Origin of the sequence: Rhizobium sp. CG4 (assembly GCF_023701965.1) — a bacterium.
Taxonomy (GTDB): domain Bacteria; phylum Pseudomonadota; class Alphaproteobacteria; order Rhizobiales; family Rhizobiaceae; genus Agrobacterium.
The window spans coordinates 120,541-145,415 of record NZ_JABAEG010000007.1 but is presented as its reverse complement, the minus strand read 5'-3'; the positions used below and the strand labels follow the sequence as shown (position 1 = coordinate 145,415).

20 protein-coding genes are annotated in these 24,875 nt (G+C 55.5%); 8 read left to right on the top strand and 12 right to left on the bottom strand.

What is annotated here, in order from left to right:
• Positions 1 to 424 precede the first annotated feature (424 nt).
• The gene (locus HGO37_RS19170; protein ID WP_250984720.1) at positions 425 to 1,462 is read right to left on the bottom strand and encodes a YiiG family protein; all 1,038 of its coding nucleotides are present in this window, start codon (positions 1,460 to 1,462) and stop codon (positions 425 to 427) included.
• A gap of 522 nt (positions 1,463 to 1,984) precedes the next feature.
• Between HGO37_RS19170 and HGO37_RS19165 the strand changes: the two genes are divergently transcribed.
• Positions 1,985 to 2,986: a sensor histidine kinase gene (locus tag HGO37_RS19165; protein ID WP_250984719.1), complete on the top strand. Its 1,002-nt coding sequence runs from the start codon at positions 1,985 to 1,987 to the stop codon at positions 2,984 to 2,986.
• A 195-nt stretch (positions 2,987 to 3,181) separates the two neighbouring features.
• On the opposite strand, the gene HGO37_RS19160 is transcribed toward HGO37_RS19165, so the two are convergent.
• Complete coding sequence (locus HGO37_RS19160) at positions 3,182 to 3,457, bottom strand: hypothetical protein (RefSeq protein WP_250984718.1); 276 nt, start codon at positions 3,455 to 3,457, stop codon at positions 3,182 to 3,184.
• A gap of 159 nt (positions 3,458 to 3,616) precedes the next feature.
• Entirely contained in the window at positions 3,617 to 3,826 is a 210-nt protein-coding gene (locus HGO37_RS19155; protein WP_192490079.1) for a cold-shock protein, read from the bottom strand.
• 760 nt (positions 3,827 to 4,586) lie between these two features.
• Here HGO37_RS19155 and HGO37_RS19150 point away from each other — a divergent pair.
• The gene (locus HGO37_RS19150) at positions 4,587 to 6,476 is read left to right on the top strand and encodes a heavy metal translocating P-type ATPase (RefSeq protein ID WP_250984717.1); all 1,890 of its coding nucleotides are present in this window, start codon (positions 4,587 to 4,589) and stop codon (positions 6,474 to 6,476) included.
• Positions 6,477 to 6,567: 91 nt separating this feature from the next.
• Here the strand turns inward: HGO37_RS19150 and HGO37_RS19145 are convergent, their stop codons facing one another.
• Positions 6,568 to 7,404: an alpha/beta fold hydrolase gene (locus HGO37_RS19145; RefSeq protein ID WP_250984878.1), complete on the bottom strand. Its 837-nt coding sequence runs from the start codon at positions 7,402 to 7,404 to the stop codon at positions 6,568 to 6,570.
• Positions 7,405 to 7,633: 229 nt separating this feature from the next.
• Here HGO37_RS19145 and HGO37_RS19140 point away from each other — a divergent pair, with 229 nt between their 5' ends.
• The gene (locus tag HGO37_RS19140; RefSeq protein WP_250984716.1) at positions 7,634 to 8,632 is read left to right on the top strand and encodes a GlxA family transcriptional regulator; all 999 of its coding nucleotides are present in this window, start codon (positions 7,634 to 7,636) and stop codon (positions 8,630 to 8,632) included.
• Between the two features lie 382 nt (positions 8,633 to 9,014).
• Here HGO37_RS19140 and HGO37_RS19135 read toward each other — a convergent pair whose 3' ends face one another.
• The 5 genes from HGO37_RS19135 to HGO37_RS19115 form a co-directional block, all read right to left on the bottom strand.
• Positions 9,015 to 9,716 (bottom strand): SDR family NAD(P)-dependent oxidoreductase, encoded by a 702-nt coding sequence (locus HGO37_RS19135; protein ID WP_352230585.1) that lies wholly within the window; start codon positions 9,714 to 9,716, stop codon positions 9,015 to 9,017.
• A 651-nt stretch (positions 9,717 to 10,367) separates the two neighbouring features.
• A complete protein-coding gene (locus tag HGO37_RS19130) occupies positions 10,368 to 10,787 on the bottom strand; it encodes a hypothetical protein (RefSeq protein WP_250984715.1) in 420 nt (139 codons plus the stop codon).
• Between the two features lie 89 nt (positions 10,788 to 10,876).
• On the bottom strand, positions 10,877 to 11,524 hold the full coding sequence (locus HGO37_RS19125; RefSeq protein ID WP_192490084.1) for a MarC family protein: 648 nt from the start codon (positions 11,522 to 11,524) through the stop codon (positions 10,877 to 10,879).
• 226 nt (positions 11,525 to 11,750) lie between these two features.
• Complete coding sequence (locus tag HGO37_RS19120) at positions 11,751 to 13,913, bottom strand: mechanosensitive ion channel family protein (protein ID WP_250984714.1); 2,163 nt, start codon at positions 13,911 to 13,913, stop codon at positions 11,751 to 11,753.
• A 59-nt stretch (positions 13,914 to 13,972) separates the two neighbouring features.
• Positions 13,973 to 15,244, bottom strand: a complete 1,272-nt coding sequence (locus HGO37_RS19115; protein ID WP_285200896.1) for an alpha/beta hydrolase — start codon at positions 15,242 to 15,244, stop codon at positions 13,973 to 13,975.
• Positions 15,245 to 15,634: 390 nt separating this feature from the next.
• On the opposite strand from HGO37_RS19115, the gene HGO37_RS19110 reads away from it, so the two are divergent.
• The 5 genes from HGO37_RS19110 to HGO37_RS19090 all read left to right on the top strand — a co-directional run bounded on the left by HGO37_RS19110 (position 15,635) and on the right by HGO37_RS19090 (position 20,740).
• Positions 15,635 to 15,916 carry a hypothetical protein gene (locus HGO37_RS19110; protein WP_250984713.1) on the top strand — a complete coding sequence of 94 codons (282 nt, stop codon included), beginning with the start codon at positions 15,635 to 15,637 and terminating at the stop codon, positions 15,914 to 15,916.
• A gap of 33 nt (positions 15,917 to 15,949) precedes the next feature.
• A complete protein-coding gene (locus HGO37_RS19105) occupies positions 15,950 to 17,056 on the top strand; it encodes an HlyD family secretion protein (RefSeq protein WP_250984712.1) in 1,107 nt (368 codons plus the stop codon).
• On the top strand, positions 17,046 to 18,068 hold the full coding sequence (locus HGO37_RS19100; protein ID WP_250984711.1) for a hypothetical protein: 1,023 nt from the start codon (positions 17,046 to 17,048) through the stop codon (positions 18,066 to 18,068). Before HGO37_RS19105 ends, HGO37_RS19100 begins: the two co-directional genes overlap by 11 nt.
• Before the next feature lie 368 nt (positions 18,069 to 18,436).
• The gene (locus HGO37_RS19095) at positions 18,437 to 19,756 is read left to right on the top strand and encodes a DUF3300 domain-containing protein (RefSeq protein WP_250984710.1); all 1,320 of its coding nucleotides are present in this window, start codon (positions 18,437 to 18,439) and stop codon (positions 19,754 to 19,756) included.
• Positions 19,757 to 19,780: 24 nt separating this feature from the next.
• Positions 19,781 to 20,740: a DUF2950 family protein gene (locus tag HGO37_RS19090; protein ID WP_250984709.1), complete on the top strand. Its 960-nt coding sequence runs from the start codon at positions 19,781 to 19,783 to the stop codon at positions 20,738 to 20,740.
• A 247-nt stretch (positions 20,741 to 20,987) separates the two neighbouring features.
• On the opposite strand, the gene HGO37_RS19085 is transcribed toward HGO37_RS19090, so the two are convergent.
• The 3 genes from HGO37_RS19085 to HGO37_RS19075 all read right to left on the bottom strand — a co-directional run bounded on the left by HGO37_RS19085 (position 20,988) and on the right by HGO37_RS19075 (position 24,861).
• Positions 20,988 to 22,007 (bottom strand): adenylate/guanylate cyclase domain-containing protein, encoded by a 1,020-nt coding sequence (locus HGO37_RS19085; protein ID WP_250984708.1) that lies wholly within the window; start codon positions 22,005 to 22,007, stop codon positions 20,988 to 20,990.
• Between the two features lie 88 nt (positions 22,008 to 22,095).
• Positions 22,096 to 23,898 (bottom strand): FlgO family outer membrane protein, encoded by a 1,803-nt coding sequence (locus HGO37_RS19080; RefSeq protein ID WP_250984707.1) that lies wholly within the window; start codon positions 23,896 to 23,898, stop codon positions 22,096 to 22,098.
• A gap of 246 nt (positions 23,899 to 24,144) precedes the next feature.
• Positions 24,145 to 24,861, bottom strand: coding sequence for a GntR family transcriptional regulator (locus tag HGO37_RS19075; RefSeq protein WP_250984706.1), 717 nt, complete (start codon positions 24,859 to 24,861; stop codon positions 24,145 to 24,147).
• Positions 24,862 to 24,875 lie beyond the last annotated feature (14 nt).

The following is a 24,875-nucleotide window of genomic DNA, read 5'->3' as shown; positions in this document are numbered from 1 at the left end:
CCTTGTCCTTTGACTGCTCAATGGCTGCTGTTAGGAGAACGCCCGTTTGGCGCTTCGGGTCGAGCGCGGCCATCACTGCGGATTGTTAGACGACGGCGTTGGGTTAACGAGATGGCCCACGTTCAGAGCCCTGGTTTCTCATAAGCTCATCGAGTTCGTTGCGACTTTAGATCGGCGGAACGGCTGTCATATGGGGTACTGCTGCTCGATGCTGGTGCGGCGTTGTTGTAATCGCTCGCATCCTACCGTACGGATTTATGCTTTGATTGCTCCATTGCTTCAGGCAAGGAGATGTCGTGTCGCCCCGACACAATCGAATTCGGAGCCACACATTCCACGCTCGAACGAAATGTGTGGCATCTCTAGGTTTTGCGTTGGGGACGCAGCCCGCATAACGCGGTTCAGGTTCAGGTTCAGGTTCAGCTCAGCATTGGTTCATGTTCAGTTGGCTGATCATATTGTTATAGTTCTGGAGGAGGGAGCTTGCGTCCTGCTGCTCCCGCGACTGCATTAGCTGGAACTGGGAGCCTTGCTGCTTGTCCTTTTCATACGAGCCGTCTTCGGTCCTGTGGATGATCTGCCTGCCGACGGAGAGATAGGCATTGGCATTGGACATGATGGCCGGGCAACCCGTGCTGTTTTGGTCTCGCACCTTGCGATCATAGCCTGACGCCATGGTGGCGAACGCGTCGAGCGCAGCCTTGAACACGTCCTTGCTGTCACCAAAACCCTCGCCATTCAGGAAACTAGAGGCCTGGTCGATGTTGTCCTTAATATGATAGACCATGCCGATCCGGAAATAGGCGAGCGTGTCCTTTTCCGTCTCGTCAAATTCCAACTTGATGCGGGCGCGGTCCTTTGCCTCGATCGCTTTGGCGTAATTCATCTGGGCCTTTGCGAGGGTTTCCATGGCGGAGATATAGGCGGGTTGAATCTCGCGTCCATGCGCGCCCTTATCGCTCAGATAGGTCTTGGCCTCGATGTAATTGTCCAGGTCGCGATCAAAAGGAATAGCCTTGTCCAACGCATCGCTATAGGTCTGCGCCGAAACGTCAAGTTCGGCCATGTCGGGTTTCATGGCTCGCGCTTTGTCCAGATTCTCCTTGACCCGGCTCATCGTCGACGATGAAGGGAAAAGGAGGTCGTCATTCTCTTCCTTGCCGTCAAGTACAGGCTGAATATAGCGCTGATATGTTGCCAGATCCTCGGCGTAAGGTCGGTGCACCGAATTGGCAACCTCGACATAGGCGTTGTATTTTTGAACTTCTGACTGTTCGCTGGAGGTTTGTGTCTCGCGCGCACGGTCTGTCTGGCTGGAGGTGTTGTCATCACACGCCGACAGAATGAGCAGGGCTGCTGCAATGGCGAAAAAGGGAGACAGGGGGTTAAAGTTTTGATTTTGTTTCATTTGCGTCCTCATTTCATCTCTGAGGAGATCGTCACTTCCAAGCTGCAAAGACATAAAATTGCAAACAAGATTTCAGGATCCCGTTCAGGTCAAAGCGCCTGTTGGGTATCGGTGGTACAAGGCACTAAGACGGGGAGCCTTTTGGCGTGATTTAGGGGTGGAGGCAAGCCCAGCGGACGTTTCACCTGCCTTTCGCCCGGAACGCCACTGGCGTCCATGGCTGCTCCGACCAATCGAGCCGCGATGTGTACGCGCTCAAACGCCATACAGAATTAAAGCGCCTGCAATCTGCACAGCCCAACCGCGAGGCGCCACGTTATCGCACACCGCCCGGCATCGATGTGACTTTGCATTTGCGTGCGCGCAGATCATGTTACAAAAGCACAGCGGGATCGGGGCGCGCTTATATCGCTTCAATGGCACAATTTGTCGTCGTTGACAGAGGCATCCTGAACCACTTTTCAACGTGTAAGCTTGTGGTATTAGCATCACAAAGCCTGCATAGGCCATTGATAACCTTAGTCCGCCCCGGTAGTTCTGAAAATAGTGAGTGGCATCTGTCAAAAGAGATTTACGATGAGCGCATCAAGGTCGCAGCCTGAATGGAGTGCAGACGAGCTTAGACGGGCGATTAAATCGGCGGGGGTGGCGCTTTGGACCTGGATGCTGGACGACGATACGTTCGTCATGGACACCAAGGCATATGAACTTTGGGACATACCAGCAGAGACGGATCTCAGCTTTGAGCATCTTTCAGCTAAGGTCCATCCTGCGGACAGAGACCGCGTCAGGGCGGCGTTTGTTGCCACTCGTGCGATTGATGGACCCTTTGAAATCGATTTCCGCATCCTCACGACCGCCTCTGATGTCCGATGGATCTCCGCGCGTGGCCAGGGGAACGACGGCGATACGTCAACAAAAAAGACGACTGGAATTTTTCTTGACGTAACGGGGCGCAAGCAGGCGGAGGAAAGCCATGAGCTGCTCGCCGGTGAGATGAGCCACCGCGTTAAAAACCTGCTCGCTTTGGCTTCCGGCCTCACGAGCATCACGTCGCGTTCAACTGAAACGAAGGAGGAGATGGCAAAGCAGTTGACGCAGCGCCTTACCGCACTCGGACGCGCCCATGAGCTTGTCCGCCCGCTTCCTGATGGTCAGGGGCGCGCGGCTTTGCTGGGTGATCTGTTTAGTGTGCTGTTGGCGCCATACGACGACCATGGCGCTTTCGCTGGGCGTATCCGCGTTGCAGTTCCACGCATGGGGCTTGGGGAGAGGGCCGCGACAAGTCTTGCGCTCATTATTCACGAACTCGCAACGAACTCGCTGAAGTATGGTGCCCTTTCGAACGAAACGGGGTCCCTCGACATTTCCGGGGCATCAGTCAAAGACGACATCGAGATCGTTTGGAGCGAGCACGGCTGTGATGGTGTCGGTGCGGCGAAGACTGCCGAAGGCTACGGCAGCAAATTGCTACATCGAACCGTCTCAGGGCAGCTGGGAGGGTCAATTGACTTTAACTGGGTTGAAGGGGGAGTTGTCGTGACGCTCCGGTTAAAGGAAAGTCGGCTAACAGCCTGAAGTGAAACGCTTGCTCATACCAACAGGCTAACGGTGTCTTGTCACCTAGAGTTGCCGTTGTTGGAGAATGACCGTCCGTTAAGTGAGTTTTGAAACAGACTGGCGGGTGGAAAAACTGTTAGCGACATACTTGTTTTTTAAGCGCGTCGTCACTGTCATGGCTCTTCATGGAAACAGGCGAACCGCTTGCGATGATCAAACCTTGTCATAAGTGAACGACGTCAAAAGCGTCGTGACGAAGTTACTGGCCTTTTCCTTGACAAGGACTTCCGTCCATTCATCCGTCCCGCGAAGCATCAGTCCGGTGTAGATGCTGTCGACGGCCGCCTCTTCAACTCTCTTGATATGCGCTTGGAAGGACGCCTCATCCCCTGATTTGTACAGGTCTCGAACGACCATACGCAGAATTTCCTGCACGGCAATCTGCCAAGCCGTGTTGATTGCCTGAAGTTCGTTGGCTGGGTTCGTCATCGAGAACTCCTGTTATTGCGGCCACTGGCCACCTGGGCCACCCGCGCAATTGCGGTGTCATCAGGCAAAAAAAAGGCCAGGCAACTTGCCTGACCTCAGTAGGTATTGTGCTTTCAACAGTGCCAGTACATCCGTGGTCAAAGGAAAGCAGATACCGATTTAAGCAGCCTGAAGATTGCAAGCCGACATTTTGCCGGACTTGTTGTCGCGCTCCAGATCGTAGCTAAGCTTCTGGCCTTCGACGATTTCGCGCATTCCAGCGCGCTCGACGGCAGAGATGTGAACGAACGCGTCAGCGCTGCCGTTGTCAGGCTGGATGAAGCCGAAGCCCTTGGTGGAATTAAACCATTTAACTGTGCCGGTGATCATAATGAACCCTTTCATAGCAATATAGATGACCTCAGCGCGACTGCGCTGCGGATGATGATAACGATTGTTTTAAAGGGAGGGTTCGTTGAAAGCGCGGTGCTAATCGCGCGGTAACCAAAGCTCAGCAAGAAAATATCGATAATGGATAGATACTGGATCTAAATCTGATTGTCAACTTTTAGTTTTGAGAGCATTTCCACACATCTATCTAAGGATGTATTCTCGCCCAGCGCACGCTTCCTGACCATTCACGCTGGCTGGCAAAGTTCCACGCGGCGGTTCAGATATACCAGAGTAGATGGTGCCTCTCGAGCAGCTTTGCTGGCAGAGGAAAAAATACGCACGCATTTTGGACACCAGGCGAAACATCTATGGAAAATGACTTTGTCCGGCCGGCTCTTCGACTTATGCCGTAAGATAAGTGTACGTGTATTCCGCTTCTTCAAGGCGAGTGCTCGCTAATCCAGAAATCGCTAATGATAGCTCAGTCAGCTTTGAGCGAGACTTGATGAACTCATCAGCTGAAATACCGGATGCCAGCCTCCCGGCGAGAGTAACTTTCGAATTGCACCATTCCCGCTGGTGCCGCGGACGCGCATCTCTGGTATGTTAATGGTTGTTAGAGCTGCATACCGACTACACGAGAAAAAGCTTCGAATTGGCAAGCCGTGACAGCACGACAAACAAGCCAGCAGTTGAACCAAATAGAAAGACGGCAGGAGCACTATCCACACGCTCGAAGGGGCGATGAAAGGAAGTCATGTTCTCTCTGACCTATGACCGCGTCAAAACTGTGCTGCTCTCGATTGCGATACTCGGTCTCGTAAGTGGGCTGGTTTTTTTCGCATACGACAAGCCCGATATGGCCGTCCTTGCTTGGCGGGTCGGGGTTATTCCGGTCTTGATTGCTCTGGTCGTCGAAATCCTTCGCAGTCTCTGGCGAGGTGAAGTCGGGTTGGACATTGTCGCGGCGCTTTCGATGTCGGCAGCGCTGTTATTCGGTGAAACGCTGGCCGCATCGGTGGTCGCCGTAATGTATGCCGGCGGCACTTTTCTTGAGAACTTTGCGGAGGGCCGTGCCAGGCGCGAAATGAGCACACTCCTGTCCCGGGTTCCCAGAACTGCCACACGCCATGAAAATGGCACTCTAGAGGTTGTCGCGCTCGACACGATTGAACCAGGCGACCTCCTTTTCATTCATCAGGGCGCCATCGTGCCGACAGACGGATATATTGAGGGCGCGCAGGCGATCGTCGATAAGTCTGCCATCACGGGTGAATCAATGCCCGTGCGACTTGTGCATGGTGACGAGTTGATGAGCGGCTGTACGAATGCGGGCGAGCCTTTTGACCTGCGCGTTCGGCGTCGGGCGGTTGACAGCACTTACGCCGGGATCGTCCGGTTGGTTGAAGCAGCGCAAGCATCCAAGGCACCGATGGCGCGGCTTGCGGATCGATATTCAATGCTTTTCCTCGCGGTGACAATTGCACTCGCGACAGCTGCATGGTGGCTCACTCGTGATCCTATCCGGGCCGTGGCGGTGTTGGTCGTGGCAACGCCTTGCCCGTTAATCCTTGCCGTACCTGTCGCTCTCGTGGCTGGGCTGTCGAGGGCGGCGCACTTTGGTGTTCTCATCAAGGGCGCAAAGCCATTGGAAGTCCTGGCACGGATCACGACACTGGTTCTCGACAAAACCGGTACACTGACGGATGGACGTCCCCAGATCGTGTTGATTGAACCATGCAACGGTATGTCGGAGGATGAAGTTTTATATTTCGCTGCGGCTCTTGAACAGGCGTCAAAGCATCCGATGGCCGTGGCGATTGTTACTGCGGCGCACCGCAGGGGTGTTGCGCTGCCAGCGCCAGATCACGTTACGGAGCGTCCTGGAGAGGGAGTTAGCGGAACCGTTTCAGGTCACCTGGTCAGTGTGGGAGGAGTTTCGTTCGTCAATCAGCAAATCGGCGCAGCGCCCATTCCCAGCCCGATCTTGAATGTTGGTGCGGTAATTGTCGCGCTTGCAGTCGATAATAAAATTGCTGGCTACATCACCATGGCCGATGCTCTTCGCACAGGTGTCGCAGAGCTTATAGCAAACCTGCGTCAACTCGGCATACGCCGTATCCTGCTAGCCACTGGCGATAGAAAGGCAGTCGCGGAAGATGTTACAAAAAACCTGGGGCTTGATGCGGTCAAATCAGATCTAACGCCAGACGAGAAAGTCCTTCTTGTGACTGCTGAACGCAAGAACGGGCTAGTGATGATGGTAGGAGACGGTGTTAACGATGCACCGGCACTTGCTGTCGCGGATATTGGCGTTGCCATGGGGGCTCGTGGAGCCGCTGCCTCAGCCGAGGCTGCGGATATTGTTCTTCTCGTCGATCATCTTGACCGCCTGCTTCCGGGTATCGAAATTGCGCAACGCGCGCGGCGTATAGCGCTCGAAAGTGTCGTGGCCGGTATCGGAATGTCGACTATCGGTATGACCTCGGCGGCCTTTGGATACTTAACGCCGGTACAGGGCGCCGTCATTCAGGAATTGATCGATGTGGCTGTGATCCTCAACGCGTTGCGCGTTCTCGCGATTAAACCTCGAGTAGGTCAAGCACACGATAGAGCGGCGGAGGCGCCGAGCGGCATAATCAATTGAGAGACGGTTGCGAAAGAGGGGCGTCAACGCTCCTCTCTCGCTTCCGTGGCTTGGCGATCGCAGCAACGGTTGCTGCAAAATTTCCTCAAGATCAGCTCTTAATGAAGGCCAACAGGTCAGCATTGAGAACATCGGCATTAACCGTCAACATACCGTGAGAGAAACCAGGGTAGGTCTTGAGCGTCCCGTTCGTCAGGAGCTTGATCGCCTTGTGGGCAGAATCTGCGATCGGTACGATCTGGTCGTCTTCGCCGTGTAGAACAAGCGTTGGAACGGTGATCGCCTTCAGGTCTTCGGTCTGGTCGGTTTCAGAGAAAGCCTTGATGCCATCATAATGGGCCTTTGCGCCACCCATCATGCCTTGACGCCACCAGTTCTGGATCACACCTTCCTGGGCCGTCGCACCATCGCGGTTGAAACCGTAGAAAGGACCAGCCGGTACATCGCGAAAGAACTGGGCGCGGTTGGCAGCCAGTGCGGAACGGAAGCCGTCAAACACTTCGATCGGCAGACCCTCAGGGTTGCTGTCTGTCTTCAGCATCAGCGGTGGTACGGCGGACACCAGAACAGCCTTGGCAACACGACCTGCGGGCTGACCATGTTTTGCAACATAGCGGGCAACTTCACCGCCACCGGTTGAATGGCCGATATGAACGGCGTTCTTCAGATCAAGGGCTTCGACGACAGCAAATGCGTCGGCTGCATAATGGTCCATGTCGTGACCGTCCGCCACCTGTGCCGAGCGACCGTGACCACGACGGTCATGAGCAACAACGCGGTAACCCTTCGACAGGAAGAACAGCATCTGGGCGTCCCAGTCATCCGACGACAGCGGCCAGCCATGATGGAAAACGATTGGCTGCGCGTCCTTTGGACCCCAATCCTTGTAAAAAATTTCGGTGCCGTCCTTGGTTGTTACAAAGCCCATGTCGATTTCTCCTTGTGATGAACTGTTGGTGGATGAGTTTTGCGAGAAGGCGATCGCCGGAACGCTCACGCTGGCAAGGGCGATGCTTCCGATCAGTACGCTGCGTCTCGACACGAAAAACCGGTTTGTATCAGATGTCATGGCATTTCTCCTGTCGCGCTTTGTCTGCGAATTCCGTATTTGACAAAGAGAAGGTATCGCGATCTTCTATCGAAAACACGTGGCGGAAATGACTTTATCCGAGGCAAAAGTGGCAAATACCAAAACGCCTGATTTCATAGAGGTGGGCTTACTGGTTTACCCGGATTGTCAGCTGGCTGCCGTCTATGGACTGACCGATCTGTTTCGCGTCGCCAACGACTGGTCTACAAATTTGCAGGCGCCGACAACTTATCGCAACATTCGGGTCAGTCACTGGAAGATGGAGGGTGGTGACGTATCCTGCACATGGGATTCAAGCCCTGGCATCCCACACGCGTTGAGCTACGTCATCGCGCCGCCTAGCATCATCATGCCTGAGAAGATGCAAAGCATGAGCCCGGCGTCGCAATGGCTCGCGTCCCAGCATGCGCGCGGCGTTACTGTCTGTTCAATTTGTGCCGGGGCGTTTGTCCTTGCTGAGACCGGGCTCATCGACGGCCGACGCGCCACGACCCACTGGGCTTTTGCAGACAGGCTTGCTGAACAGTTTCCCAAGATTGACGTGTCACCCGATAACATGATCATCGATGATGGCGATGTCATCACCGCTGGCGGAATTCTGGCCTGGGCTGATCTGGGCCTGCTCCTTGTCGAGAAGCTGCTTGGGCAGGCCGTGATGCTTGAGACGGCACGCTTTCTTGTTGTTGATCCGCCGCGTCGCAGTCAGAGCCAGTACAAGGCTTTTCTTCCCCGCTTCGATCATGGCGATAAGGAGGTCCTGCAGGTCCAGCACCAGTTTCATGCGACGCCTGAGATGCAAAAATCGATCGGTGAGCTAGCAGACAGCGTGCGTCTTTCCGAAAGGACACTCCAGCGCCGCTTTTTGCGTGCGACACGGCTCAAGCTGACCGAATATCTACAAAATGTGCGCATCATGAAGGCGCGGCAGTTGCTTGAGACGACGAATGGTTCTGTCGAGAGCATTGCCTGGGCGGTTGGTTATACCGATCCAGCCGCCTTTCGAAAGGTTTTTGGCAGGCTGACCGGCGCTACGCCAAATGTCTATCGCGGTGACGCGCGCGTATGATTGTTCTGTGGTCGAGAAACTTACCGCTCGCGAAGCGATCATGTTCTCTCTCGCGCTTGCCTCAAATTCGGTGCGTTCTCCCCATCCCGGAAAGTTTGTGATTGGACATCGAATGATCGAAGTGAGAGAGCGCTACCCGACCGTGAGACACAAAATGCTCAATACGGACTGATAAAAACGTCCCTGCCGCTAAATTCTTCCTTTGTCAGCGCTGGTGTTTGGCAACTTTTGTGTCAGTTCACCGCCATATCTACGGGACTACCAACAGCCTAAGACATTGCTCTCATTTATGTTTCTTGGCTCCAGGCACCTGAAGTGATCGCATTTCCATATCCCTCTCGGAGATATTTAAGCGGACTTTTTTCGCTTTCGAATGCCTGCACTACCACTCGATGGATGAGCCATCGTATGCGATAAAACTTCCCGTTTGCGTACTGGCAACTGCGTTCAGCGCCTCCAAAATCATCTTTGCCGCATCATCCGGTCGCATTCTCTCACGCCCGCGCGAGAACGGCTCCGACAGGCTGGTTTCGACTGTCCCAGGATGGACACCTACGAGCACAGCGTCAGGATGCGTGCGCTTGAACTCGATTGACGCAGTACGGATGATTTGGTTCAGAGCAGCTTTCGATGAGCGATAGGAAATCCACCCTCCAAGGCGATTATCTCCGATCGAGCCAACCCTTGCCGACAGGAAGGCGCAGATGCCACGCTTTTCACGATCAACGAGCGGAAGAAAGTGCTTCATTACAAGTGCAGGCCCGATGGCATTTATCCGAAACTGCGCTGTCATCGCGTCGGGATCGAGCTGCCTGATTGTTTTTTCGGGGCCGACACCATTGATCGTCAAAGCGCCCGTCGCACATATCAACAAATGGATTTTTTTGCTGGCGATCTTTTGCACGAAAGAAACGACCGATGCTTCCTCGGTAATATCCAGCCCGTCTTTACTGCGTGACATACAGATGAGCTCGTTGCAGCGCGGATCAGCACTGAGTGTCTGTTGTATGGCCGACCCTATCCCGCCGCTCGAGCCTATGACCAGAGCGGTATAGTTGTCGGGAAGTGAAGACATTTCAGGCATAGGCAATTCCCGAGATACGTGTCAGTTAAGCTGGGCTTCCGGACTGCCATAGCGCTTAGAGCAGAATGTGCCCTGTCTGTAGACTGTTGACCATTTGCGTCGCTCGATGATAGCCGCCCCGTTTAGCGCGAGGCTTGGATCGAATTTGATATGTTCAGGCGCTGGTGTAAACCTCTGATAACAAATTCCTTTGCGCGTACAGCACATACGACAGCTCTGGATTGCGGGTGGGGTGCATGCTTTTCATTCGGACGGCCTGCGGCACTGCACTCCATGCCGATGGGCGGATGGTTGGGATCACACTCTGATATCTAGGTCGTCCATTGTACCCTCCAAGACCATGACCAGTTTTCCGGTCGAAGGGCGCCAACTCGACTACCAACGATGCGCGTATGTGAGAGATCCGGGATGCCTACAGTCGCGCCGCAAATCGTAAAATACCGCTCGCGCGTGCCTTTAGTGAAAACCAGCTGAAGGCCTCGACCTCTCGTTGCCCACTGCACAACGGATGAATTCGGCGCTTGTCGGGAAGCCTGCTGCTGCTTGTCGCAGTTCGATGAAATCTACGCGGCCTCGATCTTGTCGCCAGAAAGGTAGGTTCTCTCGCCAAGCATGGATTTCACGAGTGAACGTGCAAAGCCGTCTATCGCCTCAAGTCGGATCCTCGATCGCTTTTGCAAGCCTTTCGAGTTCGACCGAGTAGCAAAAGAACCCGAACAATACCAACAGGATCAATGCACCGTGCAGTACTGCCTGTCCAAGCGGCGGCAGCGCTTCGGTTTCCGGCAAGTGCCGAAAGAAGATCGTCGAAAACAGGACGCCACCAAACAGGAATGCGAGGCGCGCAGCGAAGGAAAGCACGTGAGACACCAATGTGGAGTGGAAAGGCGAGGGGACTTCGACCCACCGAAGCCGCGTCCAATAACTTGCCTGCAAAACAAGAGAAGCCGCGAGGATTAACAGCAACTTAGAGACGGGCAGTTCCTGGCGTTCGCCAAGATGTGTGACCACGTAATAGAATATCGGAAAGATAGTCCGAAGCAGGAATGCGACGGCCAGTGATTGAAGCACAATGAGTGCTCCGTAAGCGAAGGCATTTCTCGTCCGATCAATCATCCATTCGCATTCCCGTTTGCCTGTGCAGGACCTCGCCCCTTTTTTCAATGAGCTGCTGGCGCCGTAATGATACCCAAACGTCCCAGTCCGCTGACGATCAGCTGAATTGCAACCGCGGTCAGGAGAATACCGAATACGACCTCTGAAACGACCATGCTGGCCGGTTTCATCCGTTTGGAAAGCTTGTCGGTATTGGTGAAGACGAGATAGTCGAAAGCTGCCACGACAATGATAAGAACGACAACGACCACCGCGCTGGCGACCGAAACGACTTCTCCAGATGCGAGAATGATGACGGTGATGCCAACGGGGTTAAGCAGATAGGGAACGGCGAGCGGAAACACCGCGAGCTTGTCGGGATCGATCGGAGCGGTAAGCTCGTCATGTGGCTTGTCCGTTGGTCCGGACGCCATCTTGATCGCTATGAGTGCGAGAATGATGCCGCCCGCCACCGCGACAGCGCCGCCCGTAATGTGGAGAAGCCGCATCAAAAGTGCTCCAGTCGCAAACAGGATCAACGCTGTGACAAGTGCTGTCAGCACCATTTGGCGACCGATGCGCACCTTGGTCGCCGCATCGAAACTATGGGTTTTCTCCAAAAACGGAACGAGGGCGATTTTCGGCCCCATACCGATCAACAGCAAAAGTAGAAGCTTTCCGACGAGCGTGGCGTCGATAGTGTTGAAGTCCATGGAATATCCCCTTGGTTGGTGGTTGTTTTTCGCTGCCGCTCCATCACTTCAAGCGGTCGTAAGACGTGCATTGCTCGCCGTGAATTTGTCAGTGCGGGCAAACATCCAAGAAACTCGGCGAGCTGGCAGGCAGGCAGACCGGACAGATTGACATTGTTTTTGAGATTTTCATTTCATGTCCTCCCCATGATCCTTGGTCTCGATGCAACTGGGCGAAGTTCCCCGTTCAAGTCGGCCCGGGCGCATCCACCACAGTTTGTTTCGCAAGGGCCTGCTGAGCTACGGCTGCGAGCCCGTCCTCTTTACCGCCAGCGACTTGCACGGTCGGAACGGCAATCTTGATGCCTTGTGCGTTGAATGCTTCGCGAAGCATCGCATAAGCTCTGCGACGGATTGCCGACTGCAGCTGGGTGGGCTTTAGCGTCATTCCAAAGCTCAACTTGATTCCATAATCGCTGATCTCTTCGACGCCTTTCATCTTGAGGTTCTCAATGATGAACGGCTGGAACTCGGGATCTTCTCGCAGAGCTTTGCCTACGGATTTGGTAATTGCTTTGACTTGGGCGACGTCGGATTCGTAGGACACGGACAGCAGGAATTTGACCACTGACCAGTCGCGGCTCATGTTTTGGATGGCGCCCAGTTCGCTAAACGGGACGATGAATATGGGCCCCCTATGGTGCCTTAGCTTTACGGAGCGGAGACTGAACGCCTCTACAGTGCCTTTGTAGCTGCCGCTTTGAATGTACTCGCCAATCCGGAAGGCATCATCGAGGAGATAGAACATGCCGCTGATGATATCCTTTACGACGGTCTGCGCGCCGAAACCGATGGCGACGCCCACAACGCCGGCGCCAGCGATCAGCGGTCCGATCTCAATGCCGAGTGACGACAAAGCCATCATGATTGCGATCGCGGCGAATAAAATCATCAGGAAGTTGCGAAGGATGGGCAACAGAGTTCTCAGGCGGGTGCGGCGTCGTTCGCGTTCACTTCCTATCTCGAGCGCTGCCTCGGTGTCTCCCATCTTCCGGTCGATCAAAACCTTCACGACATTCCATGCCAAGTCGACGACAAGAAGAATAATGCCGGCGCTCAACACTCCACGTACAAGACGGAGCGCGGGCGAATCCTGCATTGTCATCTGGGTCAGCCGGACATCCAGAATATTTGCAAGGAAAACGATCGCTGCAACGATCAGGGTTGCGCGTATCCCGCGCTCGACGATGACCGAGAGCACCGTGACGCGGCTGCGCCCATCTTCATCAGTTTCTGAACGGCGCAGAATGTTATTGATGGACGCCTTTGTAAGAACGATCGCCCCTGGCAATGCGGCGCAAACCACCATGACCCAAAAGAGCTCCACAGCGCCAGCCACCCACAGCAGCCATATCCCTGTTAAATAGGCAGTCCAAAGCCAGTTCCGACCATGCAGGCCGATCCGGCTCGTCTGTTGCGTGGGTGAACCAGGCGGGCGTCGCCATATCGCCTCAATGGCAATGCCCAACAGTATGAACCCCAGAAAGTAGGCAGCGAGCTGACGCGATGGGATCGATAGGCCGAGCGTGCCAAGAAGCCGGATTGTCACCCAGCCAAAGGCGTACCAGCCAATGAGATAGCTGATCCGTTTTGCCCAGTGGCCTGCCGCCTCGTTAGTGATTGGGACCACGCGGAAACGGCCTTGTTCGTTTGAACGCGGCGCCAAAAATACATCCAGCAAAGCGCAAGCGAGGCGGTAGATGACAACAGCGAACAGGAAGCCGACGACGATTTCCCTGATGATCGGCGGCCAGTCAAAAAGCAGGAAGAACCCTATGCTGCCAAGACCAAACGACAGGACATAACAAACCGCCCAGAGAAGCCGGGCAGTTATGACAACGACCCTGTGCCAAACGGATGTGACTGATGCTCCGGCCATCCATGACCGCCAACCAGCGCTGAACCGCCAGAACAACCATTGCGCCCCCAATCCTGCGGCAACGAAAGCGGCCAGCAAGACGATGGGCCGGGTTCCGCCAATTGCTTTGACGTCTTGCTCAAGCAAAGCCGCGCCCCGGATCGCCTCGGAGGGAAAAGAATGCGCAGCTGCAACCATCGAAGCGGCGTGGGCGCGAAAACGCATCGTTGATCCGGCAAACGACGACGCCGGGTCCTGGCTGGCAGTCGCTGGGACCGTAGCAGTCTCTGTTTCGCGAGCGACGCCCTGCAGCCATTTCTGAACGTCAGGATCTGACATCAGGCCGATAAAACGCTGGACACTGGCGGGTTGCTCCGCCAGAGGAGCATGCGCTTGTGCTGCTGCCGCTGACATCCAAGCCAGTGTCGTAACCGCCAGGGCAGCCGCGGTGAGAAACAGTTTGATCAGCAGGAAATTCAGGCGCCATGCCATTTTCTGTCCTATTGTTATCGCTCGGCGTGCCCCTAGAGGACACGCGACCTCAATCGGCCTCAGTCGTGTTGTTCGGTGCGTTGCAAGTTTGATGAATGCGCTGTCGTTCCAGGCGGGCCAATGAGGGACTGAACGCCTCCGGCGTAGTTGTCTCTTGTGTTGGCATCGACGACGGCAACCGGAGCGGCAAGGATCAGCCCGGCGGTGCTGCCCACCGCAACTGCCGTGCTTGTGGTTGCCGCGAGGATTGTGTCCCCAACGCCAATCTTGCTGTCCGTCAAAGTCTGTCCTTGGGAAATCCGCGCACCGATAAGACGAACAATCTCGGGAGATTCCGCAAACTTGCCGTGATTGAGCCTGTCGCCGGATTTGATCGTGGTCAGATCAACAACGGATATCTGGCTATCAGCCAGTTCCTTCTTGTAAGGAGACTGCTCGGGGTCGATGGAACCAAGCCTTGCGACGTCGCCCCACACCCTGCGGGACACGGCCAGTGCCCGGTCGTCCCGGGAGACAAACAATGTGAACTTGGGATGCTGTTTGCCCATATCGGAAATCTGCTGTCGAAAGACGTCGACATCGACATCAGGCGATGCCAGCATCACATTCTCGAACTTGGCTGGAAGGCCGTTATTACGGATGGCCATCTGACGAAGGGCCTCAAGGGCCAACCAGTTGCCCATGGAGTGGGCGAGGATGGAAACCTCCTTCACCCGTACATCTTTGGCCAGATACTGAAACAGCATCTCCAGGGCATTGCGCGTGTAGTTGGTGCTCTCCCTGTCGTAACCATAAGCGAGTAGGCTTGCGCGCGACGGCCAGGTAACAAGAACCGGAGCGCTGGCAATTCCGGAATCCTGGACAATTTGGGCGAAGCGATAGACCGAGTCTTCAAAACGATTGTTGAAGCCGTGGATAAACACCAGCACACTTCCGTCACGGCTCTTGCGCACTGAAGCGGTCAACCATTTTCTGGCATCGTCGCGACTGATCTCATTTGCCTTCAATGTGGCGAAATCGGTCGCTGGATTGGAGGGTAGCCTCTTCGGCCATGCAACCTCGCCAATCTTTCTCGCATTGCCTGGCGGTATGGAGACGGTGATCTCCGCGAAAGACGGAACCTTGGCGCGTTCGCCGGTAAACATTTCGCCTTTCACCGTTGAGCGGCTGCGGGTTGTTGTAACCAGCATGTTGACCCTGGTGGCGTTCGGTGCGCTGTCAGCAACCGGGACGAGAACGTTTTTGGCGTGGCCGCCACACCCGGCGAGCACGGCAATAACCGTGCATGCGACAAGCCATTCCACTCGACAGGGAACGCGTCCATCTCGCAGTTCGTTTGTCTCGGCGCTGTTCACCCGTTCACCTGCCCTAGCTGCCAGAACTTTTCGCCGCCATTTTCGGCACCAGGAAAATCTATGCGAATGACGGGCAGCTTTCCCGTAACATCGGGTATGTTACGGGGGGGCAGCACTCCTCGTTGCAGGCAAGAAAGCTGCGAAACTGTTCGAGGCAATCGAACGTCAGCGCCAGTTGCCTGATCGGGTGAGCATCTTTCCGGTGTCGACGAGACGACCCGCTGGTAGCGGCGGCATACGCTGGTCTTGGTCTCCGATCCCCCACCCGTATCTTACGGTAACATACTGCACGAACTGCCCCTGATCACTGAATATGCCTTCAGGACATTCGGCGTCGCTGTGGCGCTTTGAGGGTGGGAGCGGACAATGGATGAAAACGTGGCTGCGGTCAGGCTGCGATTTCCGAAAAGAGCTCATGCGATTGACGAGCTCGCATTGCGAGACGTCGTGTTCTGCGAGATCTGCCGGGACTATGCCGAAGCCCAAAGTGAACTGGCCAAATGGAACACATGTCCGGATCCGGTTCGGGAGGAACGTATAGCCGAATACGGGGAACTGTTGGCAGCGCTTGGCAAAGAGATTGAAGACGCGCTCGACCGCGCCATTGTGGTCTCGATACATCGCCCAACCCGTCCCCGCCCTGCGTAAGTCCATCAGACACACAGTTAAAGGAACAAGATCGTGGTTTCCGAGACTATAGACGAGCCAGCACCTGCTTTGCCACCTCGCAATCCCTTGCGGAAGGTCGCTCTCATTGTTGTTTTTTTGGCGTTGGGCCTGTTCGTACTCTCGGTCTTCATGGAGCGGCGGACACCCTCAACGTCTCAGGCGCAGGTCCAAGCCTATGTGGTTGGCATTGCGCCTGAAGTGACAGGTCGTGTTGTGGAGGTGGGTGTTACGGACAACACGCGCGTGGAGGCCGATCAGATATTGTTCCGGATCGATCCCCAGCGCTACGAACTTGCGGTGAACGAGGCGGAAGCTGGCCTTGCCAGTGTCGGTCAATCAATCGGCGCATCAACTGCGGCGGTTGACGCTGCTCAGGCCAAACTCGTGCAGATACGAGCGGACAGAGATAATCTTCGCGACCAGTATGCCAGGGCCTCAGCACTCCTCAAGTCCGGCGTGTTTTCGAAGGCCCGCTTTGATACGGCCAAATCCGCCTACGAGCAGGCGGAGGCCTCGGTCTCGGGGGCGGAAGCTGATCTCGCCAAGGCCCGCGAACAGCTTGGTCCTTCCGGAAACGACAATCCACAGCTGCGTGCTGCCCTTGCGGGACTGGAAAAGGCACGGCTGGATCTGATGCATACGACCGTGCGGGCGCCGTCGCCTGGAGTTGTCACCAATCTTCAGCTCACCACCGGGAAGGTTTTACCCGCGGGTCAACCGGCCATGACATTCATTGATGTCGGCACCATCTGGATCAATGCCGCGTTCAAGGAAAACAGCCTCGAAAATGTCGTCGTTGGCAACAGGGCGGAAATCCTTTTTGATGCCCTTCCCGGGCGCCTGTTTCCCGCTACGGTGGAGAGCGTTGGCTTCGGCGTGTCGCAAGGCAACACGGATCCGACCACCGGATTGCCCACCATCAGGAGTGACAGCGGCTGGGTCAAAGAAGCACAGCGGTTCCCTGTTCGTCTCAACATCGCCGAAGCCGACAGACCACAGGGTGGTGTGCGCTACGGCTCGCAGGCGACGGTCATCATCTATACCGGTGACAATCCGGTGACAAATGCGTGGGGATCGCTGTGGGTCCGCATCGTGTCGGTACTCACCTATGTCAACTGACACCACCGCCGCAAAGCAGAAGCGAAAGGGATTGCGGGTCGCTCTTGCAGTCTCGTTAGGCTTTGTGCTGGCGGTGTACTGGAGGGCTTTCATACCGTTTCTCGGACCGCTTTTTGCTGCACAGTTTCTACTGGCGAGCTCTCGACCAATGCCGCTTGGCAAGACTGTCGGCGCAGCCATTGTCATCCTGGTCGCCGGAATTGCGATGATGGTTTTGACCAGCAGCCTCGGTGACCGTCCAGCACCTTTTCTCCTGCTTCTGGGACTGACCTATTTTCTGTGTTTTGCAGTGCAAACTTCGGGCAAGGGCGGGCCGGCTGTCTTTCTCGTACTGGTCGTTGCTATCGTGGTACCGCTTCTCGGCATCCTGAACAAGGAACTGGCCAACTCCATACTGTCGATCCTTGTCGGTGGCGTGCTGTCGGGCACGCTTTTAATGTGGCTGGCCCACGCCATTATTCCTGAACCCGCTTGTTGCGAAGACAACACCGAGCGGTTGCCTGCTCAGCCGATGGATTTACTGCGAGCATTTGCAAATACGCTGATCCTTCTGGCGTCTGTTGTGATCTGTCTTACGAGCAATAATCTGACAGCTGCGGCGGTCATTCCCATTACCGTCGCATCTCTGCTCGGCCAGCTCGATGTCGCCGTTGGCACAAGAGCGGCGTTCGGCCTCGTCGTCGTTAACCTGCTCGGCGGCTTTGTGGCATCTGCGGCCTATGCGGCACTGACCCTTCGTCCAAATCTGTTGTCGATCTTTCTGATTGTGCTGGGCGTTGCGCTTTTCCTGGGTGGCAGGGCAGCAGCAATGACCAAAGACGCGCCGCTGTTTGCCGGTGCATTGACCATTTTCCTCATCTTGTTCGGGCTTGGTGTCTCACCTCTACCCGGCACTTCTGCCGAACGCTTCGCTACCCGCATTGTCTATATCGCTGCGGCTTTGATCTACGCTCTTTTGCTCGCCACCATTCTGTGGTCAAGGAGGCCAGATCCGAGACGGATAAACCCATGAGATGTGCTGTCTGATTCGATCAGTCCGGTCAGAAAAGCGCTTCTGCAGGCGCCTTGGCAGTGCGAGCCTTCAAGCTGTCAGACCCAATGGGTTCAATAATTGAGAACTGGTTCTGCCTTTGCCGATGTTCGTGAATTCAAAAGAGCTTCGGGACTCGAGCAAGCGGGGCCATGACTGGCTCCACCAGACGCGCTTGCAGCCTTGAGCCATCAGGCTGGTGAGCAGGAGCGATGCTGCAACACAGGGCCTGCTCAGCCCCGATGTTACTGTAACATACACTCCGGATCGGGACTGCGACCACGCCTTGCTATAACATCTGCACTGACATCTGCAGTCTGAACGAGTGTCCGCGCACAAGGAGGAAAGAGATGAACAAGTCTCACGCACTGTTTCTTCTCGCCACGAGCCTGTGCCTGCCCATTACGGGCCTGCCATCGATGCCATATGCCATTCCGACTGCAGTTGCGCAGGAGACAGCCGCTGCCGATCCGGCAGCAGAGGAGGCGTCGGCCCCCTTAAGCGAAGACGAACTGGAAATCCTCGTTGCCCGGATCGCCCTATATCCGGACGAGCTGGTCGCACTCGTCACGTCGGCCTCGCAATACCCGCTGCAGATCGTGGAAGCAGCACGGTTTCTCGAGGGGATCAAGAAGCAACCAAGTATCAAGCCGAAGACCACCTGGGACGGTAGTGTGGTCTCGCTGTTGAACTATCCGCAAATCGTGACGATGATGAGCGAGGATCTAGACTGGACACAGTCGCTCGGAGAGGCGCTCGCCTATCAGCAGAAGGACGTTCTCGTTGCTATTCAACAACTGCGCGATAAGGCGGTGGTTGACGGCATCATCAAGACGGATGACAAGATTAAGGTGTCGGAGGAAAACAACAACGTAGTCATCGTCTCCGCCAGCCCGGAAAAAATCTACGTCCCCCAGTATGCTCCCGAGATGCTTTACGAGCCCGGTTATGCAGCCGCGCCAATCGCATATTATCCAGAGCCCTATCCAAGCTACTACTATCCTACTGCGACGTTCTTCGCAGGCGTGGTTACAGGGGCTGTCTGGGCGGCTGCAGTCGACTGGAACCGCTGGGGCGTCTGGGGAGGCCGCTGGAACGGTAATGTCGATATCGATTGCAACAAATGCTTCAACAACATCAATGGCAAAGTCAATATCAACGACATTGACTGGAAGAATGTCGACCGTAGCAAAATCAGCTTTGATCGCGCACAGTTCGACAAGATGGATCGTGGTGTTTTCCGAAGAAATATTGAAGCGAACCCCGCCAACAGGCTTGGTGCCCGAACCAGCGACCGTTCCGCAACGATCCGTCACAATCCCGGGAAAGTCACCGTCAGTGACGTTCGCAGGAGCAAGATCGATGCAGACAAAGGTGCATCTGATCGCGGCAAGGGCAGAAATGTGAAGACGGCGCAGGACCGCCGTCCGCAAACCGCACACACCAACGTCGAAAACACCCGGCGCAAAACCAACGCCAACCGCCCGGTGGCGAGACCGAAGCCGGCGGCAAGAGTGGACAATCGTCCAAGGAGGCCATCGGCACTGGGCCAGGTGGATAGCGGCAGACGCGCTCAGATACAGTCGATGAGAGGGCGGCAGGCGATGGGTGATGGCGGTCGCGGCGCAGCCAGGGAAATCAGAGGCGGCGGTGGTGGACGTCGCCGGTAACAACATCAAGATGGGATGGACGTCATGACCAAGTCATTGAGACCTGCGCTGTTGGGTTGCGTGTTTGCTGCCACTTTGGGCCTCACGATCAGTCCGGTGTCCTCGGCCACGGGGGAAAGATCCGAGGCAAGTGCGATTTTCGGGTTCGCCTCGCGAAGCGATCCCCTGGTTTTCTCAACACCGGAAGACGCCGCCGAGGCCTTAAAGTCAGCGCTCGCCGCCGACGACTTCGAAAAGTTCGTGACCATTCTCGGTATCGATGGGGCGAAGGCCCGTGGGGACAAAAGCGTGATGGATAGCTATGCGCAGATCAGGGATGGAGCTGCTAACAAGGTGGTTTTGAAGGATGGTGGTGGGCGCGTGCTTGTCGAGATCGGCGCCAGGCTCTGGCCGGTACCATTTCCAATAGTAAAGATCGATGAGCGCAAGTGGAGCTTCGACACCTACGCGGGATTTGAGGAGATAATTCAACGCCGTGTCGGCGAAAACGAGCTGCAGACCATCGCGACCGTTCAGGCCTATGTCGGTGCTCAAGAGGAATACCGCTCGCAGGATCGCGACGGGGACGGTGTCCTAGAGTACGCGCAGAGGCTCATCAGCAGCGACGGGAATACGGATGGCCTTTATTGGCCGTCCGATCTGGGGGCGGGCGACAGCCCGGCGGGCAGTGCACTTGAAAACGATGCCGCGCTCGACAAGGCAAAGCGCGGTGAGGGCTATTATGGCTATCGCTACCGGATCATCTCCCGGCAAGGTTCCAATATAGCAGGTGGCAAGCACGACTATCTCATCAACGGCAACATGATCGCGGGTTTCGCCCTCATTGCATGGCCAATCCGATACGGTGAAACCGGCGTGCACACCTTCGCGGTAAACGCTAATGGAACTGTTTATCAGGTGGATCTGGGACGCAACACCGAAAAGACGGCCGCAGGTATCATGACTTTCAACCCTGATGACAATTGGGAACTGATAGTGGACTGACCGGGATCACAGCACGGGGAGCATCCAAAGGCGCGCTCTGGCGCCCATTCAGACTTCGAAACCTCATGCCCGTTGGTGGACCGGTGTGCATTTGGATGAGACGCGCGCCAACGTCATATGCGATATTTGACACCGATCCTGAAAGTGCGAGCCCTGGGGCCGGTGACCATCAGGATCGCCCGAACCAGAGAAATCGTCGCCTTTGAAGGAATGAGCAAATGCCGGGCGCTCACCGGCGCACGTTGGATCAAGGCAGTTGTTGCGTAGCAGTGACCGCTGTCACTGACAGGGATTGCCCCTTGCCTCTTACCGCATAACTGCCGAGCGGTTCGGTCGTCGCGAATTCCATGGGCGGGAACTGACTGAGTAAGCTGTCTGAAATGAGAAAGCTCTTACCCAGTTCTCGGGCAAGCCCCTCAATCCTCGCTGTTGTGTTGACGGTGTCACCGAAATAGGTGATTTTACGATGATCCAAGCCAATTTCTGCAACGATGACCGGTCCGCCATGCAGAGCAGCCCGCAAACGGGGAACTTCCCCGAATTCAGTGATCCAGAAATCTTCTTTCGCTTGAATGGCCTCAAAAATGTGTAGGACGCATCGAATGCTTGCAGACCGGTGTATTCCCTTTTTGAAATGCCAGGTGATCAGGGCCGCATCACCGATGTAATCGTCAACTGCGCCTTCGAACCGGCGAACCGACAGTGCAACAGTTTTCAAGAATTCACCGAGATATTGCTGGGTTCGCAAGTCGCCAAAGCGCTCTGCGTAGCTTGTCGATCCCATGAGATCGACGAGGAGAAAAACCCTGTTTTCTGATTGTGGCCGCCGATAACGGCTCAGAAGGAGACTGGAGAATACCTCGGGTCCTACAAGGTCTCTCATGCGCAACACGAAAACAATAAGTGCGGAAACAATGAGAGCATAGATAAGGATCCCACCCGTTGGGACGACAGAACCCACCCACGAGTCTAGAAAACCAAACAACCAGAGCAGCGTCCCGACAACAAAAGTGCCAATCACAATGGTCACTATGTTGAGCAGGAGCGTGAGCAGGAAGTATGCCGCGGTAGGAAGTCGCATGAGCCAGAGGCGAAATCGTACCAGAATCAGATCCTGCTCGAACGCCAGAACAAGGCCGATGATGCCGACTGCATATGCGGCCCCGATTGAAGCGTTACCGCCGAAAATAAAAGTACTGTAGAGAGCACCGCTCGCTGCTGCAATTGCGAGAGCGCAAAGCCATCCGAACAGCGAAAATCGACTCATACTGGCTCCTGAAAAATATAAGCCGCTTATTTCTGCACCCCTCACCTGCGTGCGCGGGGGCAGGGGAGGTTCCTGTTGGACGTCGGCCCTAGCGCGGCTGTAAATCCGACGCGCTGAGCGTTATTGCGGTTGGCTCTTCGCCTGCAGGAACAAGCATTCCTGCCTTGCGAAGTCCCCGCATCAGCTGGTCACGATCAGCGGGCTGCACGTCTCTCATCGAAAGTTCCGCAACGATGTTCGGCAGGAAGTCTGGCCGCATCCGCACGAATGCCTCTCCCTCGCGTCGGGCCTGATCCATCATGCCGGCATCTGCATATATGATGGCAGCGACGGCGTGAAACAGCGGAAATTTCTGCATGTCCGCCTTGGCAATTTCACGGACGGCGGTTGAATTGTCGCGCAGCATGTAAGCGGCCAGAGCGCGCGTGCCGTGATAATAGCCACCGCCACCCGGATTGAGTGCGATAGCCTGATCAAGCAGGTTTGCACCTCGTTGCCATTGGCCACCCATTGCCAGCCGAGTGCCGAACTCGCCCATCAGCTCAGTATCGTTGGGATTGGTGATGAGGGCCTCTTCGCCCACGCGCATGGCCTCGGGCAGTTGTCTGTTAAAAAAAAGAGCCATCATCAGAGCCTGAAGCCCCCGGGTATTGTTCGCATCAAGCTGGGTCGCGCGTCTCGCTGAACGAAGGGCTCGCTGCAGTGGTGCTTCCGGGCCGTGATCCGTGTTGAATTTGAAGCGGTCTTCGTCGAGATAGATAATCGACAGCATTGCCCAAGCCGTTGAATAGCCGGGATACCGCGCAACTGCGTCTTCAAGGCAGTCGCGAACCTTTGCGTGCTCTGCAGGGCTGAGTTCGCTGCGATATGCGTAAAAGCGCAGTGTGCACTCATAAGCGCCAGGGTCTTGCGGTGGAGGGTTTGCGTTATCAACCTGCGCCATGACGCCATAGGGCTGGGCTATGGTGGTGGCGACCCTCTTGGCCACGTCCGACTGTATGGAAAACAGGTTGCTCGCCGCCAGATCATTGTCATAGTCCCGCGACCAGACAATCTCGCCGTCATCCGTGTCCAGAAGACGGGCATTGACGCGCATGCTATTCCCAGCGGTCCGTACGCTTCCTGTGAGAAGATAGCCTGCGCCGAGTTCTTTGCGAATTTTCGACAAATCCAAGTCAGGTGGCAGAGATCTCGACGTCTCGCGACCGAAGACCCTTATTTCCTTGAAACGTGGCAAGGCAGTCAGCAGTTCCTCTGTAAGCCCGGCACTATAGAGATGAGCGTTCGTGCCATCGCCCAGATCGGCGAAAGGAGCAACGACAAGGGTCGGCCTTTCGGGAGTTACGCCTTCTTGCGGCCGCAGCGTCTGTGTCGATATCAAGTCCCCGGTGAGTTGAAGGGCAATCGTCGCCAAAGCCAAGATCAGACAAACAAGCAAAGGTCCCTTTGCATTCCACCAGCGCCCACTGATGGCATGTGGCGACACCAGAGCGGGCGCAGGTGCCTGCTGCTTGGAAGCCTCCGCAGTGTTGTAAGAAAACACAGGAGCGTAACCACCCTTCGGTATGTCGATCCTGACCGCATCGCTGTGCCCCGCCACCAGGTAATATCGTTCGAGCGAGCGTCTTAGGCGTGCAGCTTCGATGCGAACGACTGGATCATCTTGCGTGAAACTTTCGTTGCGGCCGAACACTTCAATCGCGATTGAGTAGCCTTTGATGCGGTTCGCTCGTCCCGCGATGGCCTCTTCCACAACATACCGCAGAAATGCAGCACTTCGACCAATGCCTGGAAACTCTGCGCTTGCCAGTATGTGTTCGAGTTGCGACCGAATCTCCCCTGTATCAGGCGGGTCTTTTGCAGCCTTTGAGGTCGTGGACGTCGTCTGCATAGCTGTCTCCCGGTCCTCTCGAGATTCATCGCATGCGTGCACAGTACCTAAAGCGTACACCCGCAATGCGCAGGCGTCCAATTATTGTTAAACCCAGAGCAGTGATTTCAGCACACCATGACAAGCAGGGCGGTGTTGAGTGGAACGGGTTGACAAGCAAACTGCTGGTCACAGCTTCACATCCCCAACGCGGACGATGTTTCGAAAGCCCACCGGATGATCATTCGTGTCTCCAATAAACGAAATTCATCCCCTCCGGGCTTGGTCCACCTCGGGACTTTCCTGAATGAACATAGGGGTTGCCAAAATATGGTTTGCCCCGTTGAGAACATGACGTTTTATCATGTCTTTGGCCGCATCAACGTTCTTCTCCAGGGCGTACTCAAACAGGCGTTTATGGTCATCAACAACACCTTGCCCACGAAAGTTTTTCGCAAGCATGTGATAACGCAAGAAGCGGTCAAAAACGGATGAGAGGCTCTGGACGAGCACTGCGGAATTGCATGCGGCGACAATTGCGAGATGAAACTCCCAGTCAAAACGGACCCATTCGGCTGTCTGCAGGGTATCCCCCGCAAGAAGTTTTTGCTCGACAGTCTTAAGGCGATGGTGGGCTGCGACAATTGTACCTTCCCACTCAAGATCGCCAGCGGCAAAGGAAAGCTCGATTGCGCGGCACTCCAAGAGAATTCGCAAATCGGCGAGTTCCTCCAGTTCTCTTTGCGAGACTGGGCTAACCTCGAAACCACGCTGCCCTTCAGCCAGAACAAGGTTCTCCGCACTGAGGCGGCTAAGAATTTCTCTAAGCGAAGAAATGCTGATCGAGTATCGCTCACGGGCTTTTTCGAGCTTGATCTTGGAACCTGGAGGTAGAATGCCAAGTATGATGTCCTGCCGCAAGCGGCGGAAAACGGCGTCGCTGACGGTTTCAAGCGATGCCTTTGCGTCATTATTGTCTGTCATTCGTTCCTCGCCCA